Here is a 17,999-nt window from a genome sequence, read left to right on the forward strand (position 1 = left end):
TAATGAAACAAGATAATGATTTTATTAAACCGATGGAACCCATTCTATCAAGAGGGCTAATAACAGGGGAAGAATACTTATATCAAGTGAAATGGGATGGAATTCGAATCCTAGCCAAAATAACAAATGGACAAGTGCTGTTGCATACAAAAAATGGAAATATTCGAACTACTGTTTACCCGGAAATTACCCATATTTTGCAAGAGCTGTATCAAAATAAAACGATTTACTTGGATGGTGAGATGATATCTTTACATCATGGAAAATCTGATTTCTTTCGAGTTGCAAAACGAGATCGAATGAAAACCATTAGTAAAATTGAACAAGCTGTTTCTAGAATACCAGTTAGTTATGTTATTTTTGATATATTAAAAATAAATCAAGACTGGGTGACAGATAAACCGCTGCAGACCCGAATAAAAATACTGAATGATTATGTTCAGACCTCTGAGAAGATACAGCTATGTCCTTCAACAGAAAATGGAAAAGCACTATTTCAATATACAAAAGAAAAACATTGGGAAGGAATCGTGGTCAAAGAGAAATTAGGTCAATACCATATTGGTCAAAAACATCCTACATGGAGAAAAATAAAACATTTTCAATTTATTACTGCTTATTTGTTAGGAGTTACATTGAAATCAGGTAGTGTTTATTCTCTTTTATTAGGTGTCTTAGATAATGAACGGTGGTTATACATTGGAAGGGTTTCATCTGGTTTAAGCGGGGAAGAAAAGAAAATATTAACCGAGTTTAGTAAGTATTTAGCGACTGAAAACGCCTGTACAGTCATTCCTGCATTTCGAGAAGAAGAGATACGGTGGTTTGTTCCTACGATTCAAGCCAAAATTCGTTATTTGGAATGGACTCCAGATGGAACATTGAGAAATCCAGTCATTGAAAACTTCCAAAAATAAAAGAGCACTAAGTAAGTGCTCCATTCCATTTAAAAAGTATAACGCCTACGATGGGGGAAATATATAAAATTAACTGGTTGAAAACCTTGGTATGGATAGTATTGATGAATGTTTGGATGGCTGAGACTTGGATCTTGAAATTCGTCAATTACAACATCAGTATCCAGTTCATTTTCGATTTCGTCCCATAGTGCATCATAATCTATTGGTTTATTAAACATAATGTGTTGTTCCTCCTTGCATATGTTTTATACAGCAGTGTATGTGTGAAATAACTAATTGCTAATCGAAAGTTGGTATTTAGGCGAAATGTATGTACGTATCGATGAAGAAGAGATAAAAATTTCGAATCCAAATAAAGAGTTATTTCGAGGAATCACAAAATGGAACTATATTCAGTATCTGGGGATGCTAAGCCCTTATCTTTTGCCTTATTGTCACAATAAACTTTTGACGACGATTCGATTTCCACATGGAGTATCTGGTGAATCATTTTTTCAAAAAAACGTTCCTGCTTCCCAGCCGTCATTTATAAAGACACAAAAAATAGAGCAAACAGAATATGTATTGCTGCAAAACTCTCCCACCCTTATTTGGCTAGGTAACTTAGCTTGTTTGGAGTTTCATACCTCATTTCACACTTATCAAGATATGGACAGACCGACGGAGTTGGTTTTTGACTTAGACCCTACAGGCTCGCCTTTTGAACAAGTGATTGAAGTAGCTCTTTATACAAGGGATATTATTCGAGAGATGGGGTTAGATGGCATAGTAAAAACATCAGGTGCAAGCGGATTGCAGATTTATGTACCGATAGAACCGATTCATACATTTGAGGAAACACGGAAATTAAGTTATTTCATCGCTCGTTATTTAAGTGAAAAATATCCAGATTTGATCACAATAGAAAGGAGGGTAAAGGACAGAGGTACGAAGGTGTACTTTGACTATCTACAACATTGGAGAGGAAAAACACTAATTGCACCTTATTCGCCTCGAGCTACCTCTGAAGCTACGGTTTCCACCCCATTGGAATGGGAAGAACTTGAAAAAGGGGTGTGTCCAACAGACTTTACTCTTTTTGTTATTCAAAGCCGTTTGGATTCAAAAGGAGATATCTTTGGTGATTTTTACAGAAAACAAAAATACAATTTATCGGATTTGTTACAATTTGTTCAAAGTCATCTTTGAGAACTAGGGTATGATTTTCGCTTTTGTGGTACATTATTCTGGTCTTATTATTTGCATAAGGGAGGAATAATGGACATCATGAAAAAAAGTTTTATCCCCCATCTGCCATTTTTTGTTTTGTTGATTGGTATGTTGTATTTGGATCACTTTGTATATATGTATGGCGATGATTTTCGTTACGCTACTTATTTCAGTCTTTTTCCACATTTTAAAGGAGAGTCTTTTTCCATTTTACAAGCAATCCAACATCAAATGTACGATTATACTCATGTGAATGGCAGGTTTTTTATTAATTTATACTCCATCTTTATACTAGTATCAGGTATTGAAGTATGGCGTGTTCTCAATCCATTCGTACTTGTATTATTGGCTTATCTTATGTTTTATGCAGTATTTGTGCGGTTGCCAAAAAAAGGGGACACAAAATCAAGTGTTTTATTGGTTTGTTTGTTTTTTCTTATCCATATGTACATAGCCCGTCAAACCATTTTTTATGCGGTTGGTTCATTTAATTATGTTTATCCAATGGTTGGTTTATTTTTACTCGTCATCTATTTTCGACATATTGATAATGAGAAGGAAATCAAGAATAAAGGTGTTCTGCTCGGATATTTCTTCTTAGCTTTTTTTGTAGGATGGTCACAAGAGCAAATTGCGTTGTTAATGGTTGGATTTATGTTTTGTTGGTTGCTCAAAGAATATATTTTCCACAAGAAATTACGACTAGTACCGATAACGCTTACTCTAACTACAATAGTCGGATTTCTAGGTTTGTATTTGTCTCCCGGGGCAAATGCAAGAGCAGCTTCCAAAGCAATTGCAGAATATAATAGTCTATCTATGATAGGAAAATTGAAAATTACATTTCCCTCGATGATTGATTTTTTCTTGCATCAACAATCTATTTTCACTTTATCTGTTGTTGTTTTGCTCTCGGTGGTCTGTTATTCCATATCAAAAAAATGGTATTTTTTACTTCCTACACCGATTGTAATGATGCCTTTCGTTTTTTCCATCCCTTTGTTTGGTCAAGCAAATATATTTGCAAGATGGTTTGAGCATAAGATGTATTTGTTCGGATATGGGATTATTCTTATTCTTATAATTACTGCAATGGCTCTTTATTTAGCATGGAAATTAAAAAACTATGTATATTTCGTTTTTCCAATTGGTTTTATTCTAATTAACGTAGCAACTACATTCACTCCATCGATGACTGGAGGAAGAATTGCTTTTCCGGGTATCCCTTTAGCAATGGTGAGTATTGTACTGTTATATCAGCATTTGCAATACAAAGGATTTCAAAAACAAATACTAATTTTGTTTATATTTTTTGCTGTTTTTAATTTTTATTATATCGATAAGGTATATAGTGAAAATGCCATCATTCAAACAGATCGATTGAAAATTGTAGAGGAAAGTAAAAATCTTGATAGTGGAACGATTGTATTACCAAGGTTGAAAGATAGAAACGCTGCAGGTTATGAATTGGATGATCAAGAATATGTAACACGTGGATTTAAAGATTATTATGGTATTAAAGAAAATGTCATTATATTATTGAAGTAATGGAGGCAAAAATGAGAAAAGCTTATACAAATGCTATTATTTTGACATTGGAACCTGACTTTAAGCCATTTGTCGGTTCACTCGTTGTGGAAAATCAAACCATACTGGGTGTTTTCGAAGGAGAAGAAATACCTATTGTTGTGGATCAAAGGATAGATATGTCTAAAAAAGCACTGCTCCCTGGATTTGTAAATACACATGGGCATACAGCAATGAGTCTTCTTCGTGGATATGCCGATGACCTTCCTTTACAAGAATGGCTGGAAGATAAAATGTGGCCATTAGAAGCAAAATATAAGCGAGAACAAGTGGTTGCAGGTACATCCCTCTCTATTGTAGAAATGATCCGTTCTGGAACTACTTGTTTTTTAGATATGTATGATCATATGGATGCGGTAGCTGAAGCAGTGGAACAAACGGGTTTGCGTGCATCCTTATGTCGTGGTTGTATCGGTTTTGGAGATGATATACTGCGTGCAAGTAAATTGAATGAAGCTACTTTATTTGCAAAAAATTGGAATGGTGCAGCTGATGGTCGTATTACTACGATGATGTCTCCACATTCCCCTTATACATGCACACCAGACTTTATATCGCAGTTTATTGAAAAAGCACAGGAACTAGGTGTTCCTATTCATACTCATATGTCTGAAACATCAAGAGAAGTCTTGCAGAATATAGAGGAATATGGAAAAAGACCAGTTGAACATTTGGATTTACTCGGTTTTTTTGACATTCCTTCATTAGTTGCTCATGCTGTTCATTTAACTGATGAGGAAATTTTATTGTTAGCATCAAAAGATGTGAAAATATCTCATAATCCAGGAAGTAATCTAAAGCTAGGCAGTGGTATCGCACCTGTAACCAAAATGATTCAAGCAGGTTTAAGACCTTCACTTGGGACAGATAGCTCGGCGAGTAATAACAATTTGGATCTATTAGAGGAAATTCAACTGGCTGCACTGATACATAAAGGTGCAAATCATGATCCGGAAGCAGTTCCTGCTATAGTAGCACTTCAAATGGGAACAATTTATGGAGCAGAGTCACTATTTTTGGAAAAAACGATCGGAACGCTTACTGCAGGAAAAAAAGCTGATTTTATTTCTATGGATTTATCTGGTGCTCATATGTATCCTGCACATGATGTCGTGTCTCATATTGTGTATGCAGCTTCAAGAGGCGATGTGGTAGATGTTTATGTAAATGGAAAGGCATTGATGATTAATCGAGAGTTGACAACCATCGACGAAGAAAAAGTTTGTTTTGAAGCAGAGCAATCATTTCAAGAACTGATTAAAAGATAGCCTGCTAAATTTTAGCAGGCATTAAAAAACAGGCGAAGGAATAGGTAGAAAATTTTTGTAAAAAATAATTCTATCCAAAGCTATGTTTGGACATCTATGTCCAAACGAAAGCGTAATGATGGATCTTCTTCTTCATTCCATTCTCGATGTCGAGCTGCGGGGGTGGCCCAACTTTCGTTGTGGAGAAAGGGTTCCATCTGCTTTAATTGGACTTCTGATAAATGAGTTTCCAGCAACTCGTATAACCAACAAGAAGACATGTAATACCCTCCCTTGCGGTGTACTACTAGTATCACCTAGCTTGATGAAGGTATGTCTTACACATTTTAGAAAGACCGTGATTACGGTCTTTTTTTGTATTTCCAATGATTCCTTTTTCCGGTGATATATAACATATGCTATACTACATAGTGTACTTTGATATATATGATTGGATTGGAGGTAGTGGCGATCATGTTGCATATAAGAAAAATAACTATAAGCTTGATTGTCACGCTGATTGTATTATTTGGAGGTTACCGGGGATATCTCTATTGGAATATAGAGAAACCAATAAATAAAACGATTTCTGCTCAAAAAGGATTGTCAACAACGGCATTGAAATTAAATCCAGGTGATGTTCAAATACAATTAAACGTAAAATCAAGCTATTCTTTCGTCAAGAAGTTCCCCTTAACTGTAAAAAAATTGAATAATGTGCTTGGTGGTAAAACATTGGGTATCACTTTTACAAATAAATCAACACCAACGATTCAAAAAGCATGGCAAGAGATGTATTTTGGTGTAAAAGAAGCAGTAGATACAAAACATTTTACTTTAGTACAGAGTACTGTTGAAAAAGTATCAAATAAATACCATCTTCAATATGATTTATCAATGGATGATCAATACATTTATCTTATGCTTCGAGATGGAAATCAAACATGGTATCAGATTTTACCAATAATGGAGGTGGATGAAAAATGAATTGGTCCTTTATTGGTATTGGAATCGGATTATTTGTTTTTCTCATCTATTTAGGAATTCCTATTTCTCCTTTATTTGTACTTGTGGGCATATTATTTGTAGTATGGTATTACGCTGGAGGAAATGCTAAGGTTGGGTCTTTTGGCAAAATAGGAAAGTCCCATGATCAAAAAAATGCTGTTCCAAATGTTGCATTTTCTGACATCGGCGGACAATCAAGAGCAAAAAAAGAACTGATGGAAGCATTGGACTTTCTGATGGAACAAGAAAAAATGAGTGCATACGGAATTCATCCGTTAAAAGGTATTTTGCTGACAGGACCTCCAGGAACAGGGAAAACATTGATGGCAAAAGCAGCTGCTCATTACTCCGATGCTGTTTTTCTTGCGGCATCTGGCAGTGAGTTTGTAGAAATGTATGTAGGTGTTGGAGCGAATCGCATTCGTCAATTGTTTTCACAAGCGAGAAGTATTGCTAAAAAGCAAAAGAAGGATCGTGCAGTTATTTTTATTGATGAAATTGATGTGATAGGTGCGAAAAGAGAAGGTTCTCAACACAAAGAATATGATCAAACCCTTAATCAATTATTGACTGAGATGGATGGTATAAAAAAAAGTAGTATTCCTATTTTTGTGATTGCTGCAACCAACAGAAAAGATATGTTAGATACAGCTCTCACAAGACCTGGAAGATTTGATCGACATATTGCTGTAGATTTACCTGATAAGCATAGTCGTGCACATATTTTATCTCTTCAAACCAAAAACAAACCATTACATGAAAATGTTAATTTAGACAAGATTGCAAGTGAGACATTTGGTTTTTCTGGAGCAAGCCTCGCTAGTTTAGTAAATGAGGCAGCAATTTATGCCATGCGTGAAAATGCAGACTACATTGACTCTAATCACTTCTCCTTAGCAGTAGATAAAGTGTTGATGGGCGGACAAACGGATCGATCTGCATCAGAAGAAGAAAAAACAAGAGTTGCTATTCACGAACTGGGTCACGCGCTCATTGCAGAAATATTGGAACCAAATTCAGTTGCTCAAGTGGTTCTAACTCCCAGAGGTCAAGCTTTGGGTTATGTACGGCATCATCCAAAAGATGATCGTTATTTGCATACAAAAGAACAACTGGAGAAACAAATTATGGTATGCTTAGCAGGGACTTGTGCAGAAGAAACATGGTACCAAAACCGATCAACAGGAGCGAAGAATGATTATGATCAAGCGATTCATTTATGTAAAACGATGATCGATACAGGTCTGTCTTCTTTGGGAATTGTTGATATAAGCTTGATTTCGACAGATGTATTGTCAAAAGAAGTGAGTAATATGTTGGATGCCCTTTACCAAAAAACATTGCAGTTAACAAAAAGTCATCAACCATTCTTTCAGGATTGTTTGAGCATCCTTTTAAAGGAAGAAAGATTAAGCGGAGATCAATTTCGTAAGTTGTTAAAACAAAAGCTTGTCAGTTAGAAAGGGAGTTACTCAGTGGAGGAAATTCAACACATTGCGGTAGTAGGCGGAGGCACGATGGGACAAGGTATAGCTGAATTATGTGCTTCTAAAGGGTATGATGTATTGCTTCTTGAAAAAACCGATGAATTAGCACAATATGCGAAAAGAAAAATTGAAATGAGTTTAGATAAAAAGTTATCTAAGTGGGGAATCACAAATGCAGAAAAGAAAATGACCTTATCGCGTATTGTGTTTACTTCTCAAATAGATTATTTAAAAACAGCTGATTTTGTAATTGAATCTGTTGTGGAAGACATGAATATAAAAAAAGAAATCTTTCAACTTTGTGATAAGCTATGCAGAGAAGATATTCTTTTAGCTAGTAATACATCTACATTGAGTTTAACTGAAATTGCAGCAGTTACCCACCGCCCTGAAAAAGTAATTGGATTGCATTTTGTTTACCCAGTAACCAAAAGACCGCTTGTGGAAGTAGTTCGAGGATTAAAAACGTCAGAGGAAAGCGTTGCAAGTCTTCGATCTCTATTGACAACTTTGCAGCTCACTGGAGTAGAAGTTTTTGAATCTCCTGGTTTTGTTACAACTCGGATGATTGTGTTGTTTATCAATGAAGCATGTAATATTTTAATGGAGGGTGTTGCAGGGGCTTCTGAAATCGACTTTGCTATGCGCAATGGATATCATTTTGCATTTGGTCCTTTTGAAATGGCAGATCGCTTTGGTCTAAATTCTGTTTTAGCTGCATTAGAACGGTTATATCGTGAATTTGGAGATCCAAAGTTCAGACCTGCACCTTTACTCAAAAAAATGGTGCGCGCAGGTCATCTAGGAATCAAAACAGGAGAAGGTTTTTTTCAATACGATCAAGATGGCAATCGTCTGTCAGAGAAAAAAGGAGAGTGATCTCCTTTTTTCTTTTTCTCTTTTTTTGCTCAGAAAAATGGAGTAGAATAACTTTCGTATGCTTATGATAACTGATATTAACCGGAAATTGCATTAGAAATGGAGCGGTTAGCTTTGAAGATATTAGTAATAAATTGTGGTAGTTCCTCGATAAAATATGAACTTTTTCAAATGAATGATGAAACAGTCATTGCCAGTGGTTTAGTGGAAAAAATCGGAACGGAAAGTGCAATTGTGACTTATCAAGTTACTGGTAGAGATGAAAAAATGGAAACGGCTGAAATTCTTGATCACCGTGAAGGTTTAAATTTAGTGCTGCGTCTGCTAATGAATAAGGAAGATGGAGTAATAAACAGTAAAAAAGAGGTGGTGGCAGTAGGGCACCGTGTTGTACATGGAGGAGAGTTCTTTTCTAGATCTGTTGTCATAGACAGTGAAGTGCGCCAAGCAATACGAAAAACAGTTGATTTAGCACCATTACATAACCCTCCAAATCTGCTGGGAATAGCAGCAGCAGAACAACAGCTTCCAGATGCAATCCATGTTGCTGTTTTTGATACAGCATTTCATCAAACTATGCCGAAATATGCATATCTTTATCCTTTACCGTATGTGTTATATACCAGACACAAAGTACGTCGATATGGTTTCCATGGAACATCTCATCAATATGTTTCCGAACAGGCAGCAAATTTTGTTGGAAAGTCATTAAAACAATTAAAAATTATTTCCGCACACATTGGAAATGGAGCCAGTGTAACAGCAATCGAAAACGGTATTTCTACAGATACAAGTATGGGTATGACACCGCTAGAAGGATTAATGATGGGTACTCGCTGTGGTGATATAGATCCAGCTATTGTGCCTTATATTATATCCAAAGAGGATTTAACTTTAAGTGAAATTCAATCCATGATGAACAAGCATAGTGGTTTACTTGGAGTTACGGGAATGTCCAGTGATATGCGTGAAGTGACAGAAGCAATGGAAGAAGGAAATCAGCAAGCGAAATTAGCTATTGATATGTATGTTTACAAATTAAGAAAGACGATTGGATCTTTTATAGCTGCAATGAATGGCGTGGATGTTTTGTTGTTTACTGCTGGAGTTGGAGAAAATTCCTCCTTTGTAAGGCAAGAGGTTTGTAAAAATTTAAGTTTTTTTGGCATAGAAATTGATGAAGAGAAAAATAATATTCGTTCGAAAAACATCAGACAGATCAGCACTCCGAGCTCGAATATTTCGGTTCTAGTTGTACCTACAAATGAAGAATTGATGATTGCAAGGGAAGCAAAATACCTAGTCGACCCATCATAATGGTGGTATGATTAAAAGCAAACAAACAAAATGGGGGATAGGGAAGACATGATTAAACTTTCCGATCGAGTGAAACAATTATCACCATCACCAACTCTAGCTATTACAGCGACTGCAAATGCGTTAAAACAACAAGGTAAAGCCGTTGTCGGATTAGGTGCTGGTGAACCTGATTTTAATACACCAGAACATATTTTGACTGCTGCAAAACAAGCAATGGACAAAGGATATACAAAGTATACTGCATCTGGTGGTGTCAAAGAATTAAAAGATGCAGTGATTACAAAATTTAAGCAAGAAAATAACTTAAAATATACATTGAAAGAAATTATGATAACAGTAGGCGGAAAAGAAGGACTATATAATCTATTTCAAGTTATTTTAAATGAGGGTGACGAAGTAATTGTACCTGCACCATACTGGGTGAGTTATATCGAACAAGTAAAATTAGCTAGTGGGAATCCAATCGTAGTAAATGGATTAGAGGAAAATGATTTAAAAATAACTGCTGAACAATTAGAAGCAGCTATTACGCCGAAAACAAAAGCGATTATTATCAATTCACCATCCAATCCTACTGGTATGATTTATAGCGAACAAGAATTACGCCAACTTGGAGATGTTGCCGTAAAACATGATTTACTAATCATTTCAGATGAAATATACGAGCATCTCATCTATGATGGAAAATCACACGTTTCGATTGCAGGTCTAAACGATGAATATTTTAAGCGAACTGTTATTATAACTGGAGTTTCTAAAACGTATTCGATGACAGGTTGGAGAATTGGTTATGTTGCAGGACCACAACCAATAATTCAGGCAATGACTGACCTTCAGAGTCACAGTACATCGAACCCGACTTCCATTTCCCAATACGCTGCAATTGCTGCTATAACTGGAACACAAGAACCTGTACATGTGATGCGTCAGGCTTTTAAAGAAAGAAGAGATTATGTAATGCATCGAATCCAGAACATATCTGGTTTCCGTTGTATCACTCCGCCTGGAGCGTTTTATGCATTTATTCACGTAAAAGACGCGATCGGTTCTTTTCATACTGTAGATGAATGGGCTACTGCTCTTCTAAAAGATGTTTTAGTTGCTGTAGTTCCTGGATCAGCTTTTGGAGCTGATTCGTATATCCGTATTTCTTATGCCACTTCCATGAAAAACTTGCGTGAAGCGTTTGATCGGATTGAACAGTTTGTTACTAATAATCATCTAGAAAAATCGGGTAGTCAGCGCATCTACCGATAATATTTCAAAATAACTGTATTGGTGTATATGGCAAAAAATCGATCCTTATGGGATCGGTTTTTTGTTTCTTTTTACATAAGAGTGTAGGGTTTTCTACATATTATAAGAGAGTGATTAAATAGATAAGCTGGGGTAAAGATCAATGGGCAATGAGTGGAAATTCATATATTCAAATATCACATTAAAAACAAAAAAAGTTACTTGGCTGCATAAATGGAATATGGAACTTCATCCCACTGATCAGCTTGTTTTGTTAGGCGGAGAAATAGAGCAGCAAATACCAATATTGTTTCTTCTTGGTGGTTATGTAAAACCAAATGAAGGGTCATTGTGGTTTCAGGATGAGAAAGTAAATAGAAAACTTCATCCTTCGATCGTCGGGATAGGGCCAACACCTCAATACACTCCTTTCTTTAGCGGACTACAAGTAGAAGAATCACTCATATATCAATGTAAATTATTTCAAATAGATAAGATAAAACCGAAGATAGAAAAATTAATGGCGCAATGGGACTTAAAAACCGTAAGAAAAGAACGTATAAGAGATTTACTTGAAGTAGATCGAAGAAGATTTGAGATAGCCATGGTATGTGTTCATTCGCCTAAGGCAGTTTTGTTGCAACAGCCAAATCATCATTTAATAGAAGGAAACTGGGAAAAAATATGGGATCGTCTTTTACAAATCCAATCAGAAGAAAAGTTTGCTCTTATATTTAGTACATTTGACCATAAGATTGCTTCTGCATGCAAAAAAATAATGAAATTGGAGGAGGTCGAGATAGGTTGATTATATGGACAGTCGCTAAAATACAATGGCTGCGATTATGGCGGAACAACCTTGCTCGACTTGCCATTATAGCCATTTTATTTATTCCTTTACTTTATTGTGGACTTTATCTTTATGCATTTTGGAATCCGTATGGTTCTTTAAATAAGTTTCCTGTAGCGCTTGTTATGGAAGATAAGGGAGGGTATTATCATGGAAAGCATGTCAATTATGGATCTGACCTAGCAAAACAACTTCAAGAAAAAATTGAATTAAAGTGGGAAAGAGCATCTTTCTCTAATGCTCAAAAAGGGTTGTCAGGAGATAACTATTATCTTGTAGTGCGAATACCTTCTGATTTTACGAAGCGATCTTTATCGATAACATCAAAAAAACCTGTGAAGTCACAGCTTATTTTCATTCGAAATGAAGGGAAAAACTATATAGCAGGTACGATCGCAAGCCGAATTGAGTCAGAGATGGCATCAGAAGTTTCCAATAAATTTACAAACGAGTATGTACAAAATCTATTATCCATCTTAATGAAAGCAAAGTCCGGTATTTCCCAAGCGGCAGAAGGGGCAAAAAAACTATCTATTGCTGCGGAGAAGATTTCACTGGGATTATTTCAGTTACAATCTGCTTTAAGTAAAGCTGCTACTGGAGCGAGCCAATTGGATAGAGGAAGCGACAAGTTAGTATCTGGCTCCGAGCAACTTGCCGATGGAGCAACCAAGGTAGCAGCGGGTACGGATCAGCTTGTATCGAATGTGAATTATTTTCATAATAAATTATCTCATTTACAGTCCGCGCAAATAGTGGATTTAAAGAAATGGAATCGTTATGTTACTCAGTTGCATTCGATAGTAGATGTACTAAAAACAAATATAGATAAAGCTATTTTCGATCATCCTGAGTTACAACCACTAAAAGTTCAAATCAATAATATAGAAAGTAAACTGGATTCACTAGATCAACTAGAAGGAAAAATTCATTCCGACATTCAAAATTTACAAACAAAATTCAATCAGTTAAATCAATTAAATGTAGGAGCCCATCAAGTTGCAACAGGAGCAAAACAATTAGAAAGCGGAATACAGGCATTCAAAAATGGAATATTTACATTACATAACGGATTAGAATCAATAAATAAAGTATTTCCAACATTACTAACTGGAGCAAAACAATTAGCGAATGGGAATAAAAAATTATCAGAGAAGTTAGCTCAAGCTACCAGTGAACAGCAAGCAGATCCAGTTACTTTGGCGAATATTATTGCTAATCCAATTGAAATATTGGATCAAAGTATTTACAAAGTTACATTATATGGAGTAGGCTTGGCTCCTTATTTTCTACCATTATCACTGTGGATTGGCGGATTAATGCTTTATTTCGCTATTCCAGTCAGCGAATTACGGTGGAGATTGTTTCCATCTCACCCTTGGTTCATTCAATTGGGGAAATTACTTACATTTGTCCCGTTTGGTCTTTTCCAATCATTGGTAACAGGAGCAATTATTCATTATGGGTTGGGTCTTCCAATCGAACAACCATTTTATTATTATTTATTTTTAATCTGCATTTCTTTTATGTCTATCGCGCTAATCGGAGCATTGATTAGTATACTAGGGAGTGGACCAGGAAGACTTATTTCTATTGTTTTATTAGTTTTGCAACTAGTTTCAAGCGGAGGGACATTTCCAGTTGCATTAATACCGCACATTTTTCAAGTGATAAGTCCTTTACTGCCAATGTCATATGGTGTAAATGGATTGCGTCATATTATTGTATATCATCAGCCAGATGAATTATGGAAACCATTCCTTGTTATTTTCTGTTTTTTAGCAGGCGCAGTATTGTTAACGTTTATTGTACAAAAGCGCTATTTTCGGTTATCAGAAATACAAGAACACGATGAATTAGAAGCTTCATAAAATGCAAACAAGTTTTCATTTCAAACTTAAAATCAAAAAATACGAACCAAAACAATAATGGATATGTTACCTAGAAAAAGTTTGATTGCTTAATCCACCTCACTAAAAGTAGTAAATACCTTTTTGAAAGAGTTATCAAACAATCGTTAGGAAAATATCTGACAAAGAGGTAGTCACATGATAAAAGTTAGCTTGCATGATGGACTTGATCATACAAGAACTATGCAAGTAGCCAATGTATTACCTATCTTACTCCCTTGATTAGACTTAAAGTAAATAAAAACAGGAATCAAAAAAAGACTAACTTATATCCTTAGAGAAGTTGGAAGTTAGTCTTTTCGTTTATTCTTAAAGGTAAAATCCACGTTTTGACAGAAGAACCACCATTGATAATGGACATCGAAGCTATCCTGATGTTTCCGATTTGATAGAAGTTGTCCCTATAAGGTTGATAAATCATTTCCATTTCTTCATGTCAACTGAATCTTGTCTCTTATCATGGAGTCATATTTTCATTCTCTTTTGTTTAATTAACCCCCTTGACTATAACGTTACGTCATAGTCTATAATCATGATCAAAGAAGAGAGAGGGTGGAAAAAGTGAATATAAAAGCATTACGCTCAGATAAAATATATCGCAAAGTTTTACAAGCTCCACAGGAAGAAAAAGTTGAACTACTCAGACAAGAAATGTTTGCTCCATTTATGAAAAAATGGGAAATACAACATATTCCTTTTAAAGCTGAGAAGCCAGATGATTTTGATGTTATTATATTGAACAATATGACAGGCATCTCACCTACTCAGATTACCAATGAGATTTCAACAGAATTAGAATTAATTTCGTCCGATTTCTTTTGGGATGAGTGTGAAGAAGCAGTTAAGAATAGCCTTCACTTATTTACAGAGCACGACGTGAATCTTCGTGTATCTGATTATTTATTCACTATTCTATTAGGGAATCCAAATAGCCCTTTCTTAATGATAAATGAGGGATATAGTGGCGATGGGGGTATTCCTGGCTATATTTTTGGTACACTTGTGCCAAATGAATATACCATACCTCGAATGAAGGCTGCATTAGCTCATGAATGTAATCATAACGTCCGCTATCAATTTATTGAATGGGATCATTTTGCCGTTACATTAGGTGAATTAATTGTGAGTGAGGGGTTAGCAGAAAACTATGCTACTTCTATTTTTGGAGAGGAGATGCTTGGACCCTGGGTATCGAAAACAGATAGGCAAACTCTTAATAAGCGTATTAAACCTGTGCTCAAGGAAAAATTACAACTCAGAGGCTTTCAAAATTTGGCACCATATCTTTACGGTGATGAATTAGCAAAACTCCAAAACTTAACACCAGTTAATATGCCTTATAGTGCCGGTTATGCCTGTGGATATTATTTAATCAAATACTATTTAGAAAAAACAGGTAAAACTATTTATGAAGCTACTATTACTCCTGCGAATGACATATTAGATAAAGTAAAAGGATTTTGGGATGAAGAAACAATTATTAGCAGTTAAAGATATTGTTCAAATTACAGGTATAACCAAGAGAACCTTACATTATTACGATAAGATAAATTTATTAGAGCCAACTCATCATACGGAAAATGGTTATCGACTCTATGATAGAAATAGTTTAGCAAAACTACAAACCATTTTATTTTTAAAGGAAATGGATTTTTCCCTACAAGAGATTAAGGATATTTTGAAATTCTCGATGAAAGAACAGAAACAGTTATTAAAAAAGCATAGCCGAACTTTATTGATAAAAAAACAACGATTGGAAACAATCATTACTGCATTGGACGAGTATGTATCTGGAAAAGATATCTATAATCTACGCATTTTTCATGATTCATCCATTTTACCATTACAAGAGCAGTATGCTCATGAAGCGAGATTCTTTTATGGAGAAACAGAAAAATACAAAGAATTTGAGAGGAAACTAGAAAAACTCACTCCAAGTGAAAAAGCAAACTTATTCTCTGTGTTCGAGCAAAACATGGAAAGTGTATTTAGAAGAATGGCATCCTGTCTAAACCAGTCTCCTTCTTCTGATGAAGTACAGCAATTAATTACAGAATGGAAAAGTAATTTTGAACAAACTATGGTTTGTGATTCTGAGATACTAGCATGTATTGCAAATACGTATAAATTTCATAATCGATTCAAAAATTATGTCAATCAATTTAGCAATGAAGACTTAGCTGATTTTTTATACAACGCTATTATGCATCATATCAATCAGAACAAGGAGGAATCTATAGGAGAGCCAATGGAACATGATCTGTGAGAATTTAAGTCCAATGGATGGGTAAAAAACATTTGCTAATGTGCGTTTTTCTAGAATAAAAAAATCCCAATTTCTCAATATATAATAAGAGAGATTGGGATTTTTCATATTGCCATTTCCTTTATGCTTTAAATTCGCATTTTTCTAACAGTGCCCCTATTATTCTTAGAAAATAATTTTATGTAAATGATAGTTAATTAGTTAGATAGGCTACACCTCTATTTTCTTCAAAGCAGACATATACATTTTGTCTTTTCTTTGCTTAGAGAACTGGTAACTTTGTTTTCTATGGAATAGATGGAGAAATCAAAAAAAATCAACCAGGAACAGGAAATTGCTATCCTCTGTCTTCAACTATTACAAAATAGTCTTATCTATATCAATAGGGGTAGGCACCGATTCTCACATTGAGGGGCCACTCTGGGAATTAATTAGGGGTACCAGGAAGATACGTGTAAAAATAGGACATATCCTAGGAATATTTACCAATTGAAATTTTTAGAGAGAAAAGCGGTCATCGTTAAAATATGACTTCCCTTGCCATTTTGACAAGGAAGTAGAGAACTAATTTGGGGATTGACGTTAGACAACTGTGAATGTCATCGAGTAACCATATGGACGGAAGTGACTATGATAAGTTGCGAGCTTTCCTTTTTCGAATTTCTTCAGTCCATTGTTCGGGTCATTAATAGTAAGAGTAGAACGTTGACTCTTCTCCAGTTTTACTGTGATCCCATGAAGGTTGTACTGATGTTTTACCATACGTTCCACAAAGGATGTTGCGAACTCTTTGTCAGAAGAAATTCGCTCGTTCAACTCTTTGCGCGATTTCACATCGACAATGTCCTTGATCTCTTCCCACAGACCAGACAACTTAGCTCCCTAGATAGTTTATTTATAGTACAACAATAGTTTAGCATGTCTTCTGTAGGATAAGAAACTATCTAGATAAAAAATATCGTAGAATCTGTATTCTGTGACACTTATGGAGCTAACCAAGCTCTCCATAGCTTATAAATTGGTTGCCTAACTAACTAAAAAAGTGACATAGAACTCATAGATAGAAATATTAAACAGCTTATGTCCTAAAATTACATGTATCTCCCCCGAACCCCATGATAGCAGTTTTTGCGTTATGAAGTATCATTGTCATAGATAAGCATTGTTACATAATAGGAGATACCTATGGTAAACTGTTGGTAAGTTAACCGCTTTAGGAAGGAAGGCTCATGATCATCGCTGTCGTGGATGCCCCCAGCACACTCGTCAAGTCGTTCAACTTCTTCATTACCGGAAGTGAGCTCGATCACATTCGCTCCTATCTGAAGGAGAAGGGTGTGAAGCTGGTCACCCAAGGAGGCTCTCTGGAGCGTTGGATCAGCGAAGGGTACTGTCTGGAGTTCCGGTACACTCCGCTCTACGGCTGGAGGGTGTGCGGCCGAGACAACTACTGCCCTGAACGAGCAATCGCACAGATTGAGCGGCTGGTGTTCGATCTCGAACGCCGTATGGAGCGAATCGAAGAGATGCGCAAAGTGGGTGCCCCGTATCAGGGATACATCTCTGGTCTGCGGATGTTCTTGAAGAAGCCCGTTCCCACCTCCTACGGCAATGCCGAGGTCGAGGAGTACATTGAGCTGTGGAAGTCCTATGTACAGGATGCGAGGGGGAAATACGGTATCTTCGCCTGAAGTGGGTCGTTCCCTAGGCACCTCCGTTCCAACACAGGAGCGGGCGGTGTCTGGGGGACACTGCTTTTAGGGGTAGTGACAATACGGGGACCCCTAGGTCGCATACCTGAGTAATTAGGAAAGAAAGAAGAAGAGATGATTAAAACACTTGTCATAAATAAAACTACCATTAAAGATATTGCCAGAATGGCCCCTCAATGTCCGAATGGGTGCCTTACCTCAATACGTTTAAAATCCAACATGTACTCCCAAAAAAGAATGGGCTGATCAGGCGAATTCCAATCGATCTAGATAAGAGACTTGCTGTATAGCTAACACATTCAAACGAATGTACCGACGCTCAAAATGTATCGGTATATTTCTTATTTTCTGACAAATTGCTCTTTGTC

General features: G+C 36.0%; 17 protein-coding genes. 14 read left to right on the plus strand and 3 right to left on the minus strand.

Annotated features, from left to right (window positions below; all coding sequences use genetic code 11):
- Positions 1 to 2: 2 nt before the first annotated feature.
- The gene (locus AC5WOC_RS02370) at positions 3 to 917 is read left to right on the plus strand and encodes an ATP-dependent DNA ligase (protein ID WP_496053785.1); all 915 of its coding nucleotides are present in this window, start codon (positions 3 to 5) and stop codon (positions 915 to 917) included.
- Positions 918 to 946: 29 nt separating this feature from the next.
- Here the strand turns inward: AC5WOC_RS02370 and AC5WOC_RS02375 are convergent, their stop codons facing one another.
- Positions 947 to 1,138 carry a hypothetical protein gene (locus AC5WOC_RS02375; protein WP_496053786.1) on the minus strand — a complete coding sequence of 64 codons (192 nt, stop codon included), beginning with the start codon at positions 1,136 to 1,138 and terminating at the stop codon, positions 947 to 949.
- A gap of 58 nt (positions 1,139 to 1,196) precedes the next feature.
- Between AC5WOC_RS02375 and ligD the strand changes: the two genes are divergently transcribed.
- The 3 genes from ligD to AC5WOC_RS02390 all read left to right on the plus strand — a co-directional run bounded on the left by ligD (position 1,197) and on the right by AC5WOC_RS02390 (position 4,984).
- On the plus strand, positions 1,197 to 2,108 hold the full coding sequence (ligD, locus tag AC5WOC_RS02380) for a non-homologous end-joining DNA ligase (protein ID WP_496053787.1): 912 nt from the start codon (positions 1,197 to 1,199) through the stop codon (positions 2,106 to 2,108).
- 69 nt (positions 2,109 to 2,177) lie between these two features.
- A complete protein-coding gene (locus AC5WOC_RS02385) occupies positions 2,178 to 3,677 on the plus strand; it encodes a DUF6056 family protein (protein WP_496053788.1) in 1,500 nt (499 codons plus the stop codon).
- A gap of 11 nt (positions 3,678 to 3,688) precedes the next feature.
- The gene (locus tag AC5WOC_RS02390) at positions 3,689 to 4,984 is read left to right on the plus strand and encodes an amidohydrolase (protein WP_496053789.1); all 1,296 of its coding nucleotides are present in this window, start codon (positions 3,689 to 3,691) and stop codon (positions 4,982 to 4,984) included.
- A gap of 80 nt (positions 4,985 to 5,064) precedes the next feature.
- Here AC5WOC_RS02390 and AC5WOC_RS02395 read toward each other — a convergent pair whose 3' ends face one another.
- Positions 5,065 to 5,244: a hypothetical protein gene (locus AC5WOC_RS02395; RefSeq protein WP_496053790.1), complete on the minus strand. Its 180-nt coding sequence runs from the start codon at positions 5,242 to 5,244 to the stop codon at positions 5,065 to 5,067.
- A gap of 193 nt (positions 5,245 to 5,437) precedes the next feature.
- Between AC5WOC_RS02395 and AC5WOC_RS02400 the strand changes: the two genes are divergently transcribed.
- The 9 genes from AC5WOC_RS02400 (at position 5,438) to AC5WOC_RS02440 (ending at position 15,919) form a co-directional block, all read left to right on the plus strand.
- Positions 5,438 to 5,950, plus strand: a complete 513-nt coding sequence (locus AC5WOC_RS02400; protein WP_496053791.1) for a hypothetical protein — start codon at positions 5,438 to 5,440, stop codon at positions 5,948 to 5,950.
- Positions 5,947 to 7,431 carry an AAA family ATPase gene (locus AC5WOC_RS02405; RefSeq protein WP_496053792.1) on the plus strand — a complete coding sequence of 495 codons (1,485 nt, stop codon included), beginning with the start codon at positions 5,947 to 5,949 and terminating at the stop codon, positions 7,429 to 7,431. The genes AC5WOC_RS02400 and AC5WOC_RS02405 overlap by 4 nt, the downstream gene beginning before the upstream one ends.
- Positions 7,432 to 7,446: 15 nt before the next feature.
- On the plus strand, positions 7,447 to 8,337 hold the full coding sequence (locus AC5WOC_RS02410; protein ID WP_496053793.1) for a 3-hydroxyacyl-CoA dehydrogenase family protein: 891 nt from the start codon (positions 7,447 to 7,449) through the stop codon (positions 8,335 to 8,337).
- 114 nt (positions 8,338 to 8,451) lie between these two features.
- The gene (locus AC5WOC_RS02415) at positions 8,452 to 9,654 is read left to right on the plus strand and encodes an acetate/propionate family kinase (protein ID WP_496053794.1); all 1,203 of its coding nucleotides are present in this window, start codon (positions 8,452 to 8,454) and stop codon (positions 9,652 to 9,654) included.
- A 51-nt stretch (positions 9,655 to 9,705) separates the two neighbouring features.
- On the plus strand, positions 9,706 to 10,914 hold the full coding sequence (locus AC5WOC_RS02420; protein ID WP_496054154.1) for a pyridoxal phosphate-dependent aminotransferase: 1,209 nt from the start codon (positions 9,706 to 9,708) through the stop codon (positions 10,912 to 10,914).
- Between the two features lie 142 nt (positions 10,915 to 11,056).
- Positions 11,057 to 11,701, plus strand: a complete 645-nt coding sequence (locus AC5WOC_RS02425; RefSeq protein ID WP_496053795.1) for a P-loop NTPase family protein — start codon at positions 11,057 to 11,059, stop codon at positions 11,699 to 11,701.
- On the plus strand, positions 11,698 to 13,614 hold the full coding sequence (locus AC5WOC_RS02430) for a YhgE/Pip family protein (protein ID WP_496053796.1): 1,917 nt from the start codon (positions 11,698 to 11,700) through the stop codon (positions 13,612 to 13,614). Before AC5WOC_RS02425 ends, AC5WOC_RS02430 begins: the two co-directional genes overlap by 4 nt.
- A gap of 600 nt (positions 13,615 to 14,214) precedes the next feature.
- On the plus strand, positions 14,215 to 15,144 hold the full coding sequence (locus tag AC5WOC_RS02435) for a DUF2268 domain-containing putative Zn-dependent protease (protein ID WP_496054155.1): 930 nt from the start codon (positions 14,215 to 14,217) through the stop codon (positions 15,142 to 15,144).
- Positions 15,119 to 15,919 (plus strand): MerR family transcriptional regulator, encoded by an 801-nt coding sequence (locus AC5WOC_RS02440; RefSeq protein WP_496053797.1) that lies wholly within the window; start codon positions 15,119 to 15,121, stop codon positions 15,917 to 15,919. The genes AC5WOC_RS02435 and AC5WOC_RS02440 overlap by 26 nt, the downstream gene beginning before the upstream one ends.
- Positions 15,920 to 16,501: 582 nt before the next feature.
- On the opposite strand, the gene AC5WOC_RS02445 is transcribed toward AC5WOC_RS02440, so the two are convergent.
- A complete protein-coding gene (locus tag AC5WOC_RS02445; RefSeq protein WP_496053798.1) occupies positions 16,502 to 16,792 on the minus strand; it encodes a hypothetical protein in 291 nt (96 codons plus the stop codon).
- Positions 16,793 to 17,148: 356 nt separating this feature from the next.
- On the opposite strand from AC5WOC_RS02445, the gene AC5WOC_RS02450 reads away from it, so the two are divergent.
- Complete coding sequence (locus AC5WOC_RS02450) at positions 17,149 to 17,610, plus strand: hypothetical protein (protein ID WP_496053799.1); 462 nt, start codon at positions 17,149 to 17,151, stop codon at positions 17,608 to 17,610.
- Positions 17,611 to 17,999 lie beyond the last annotated feature (389 nt).

The organism is Shimazuella sp. NTD247, assembly GCF_059510415.1.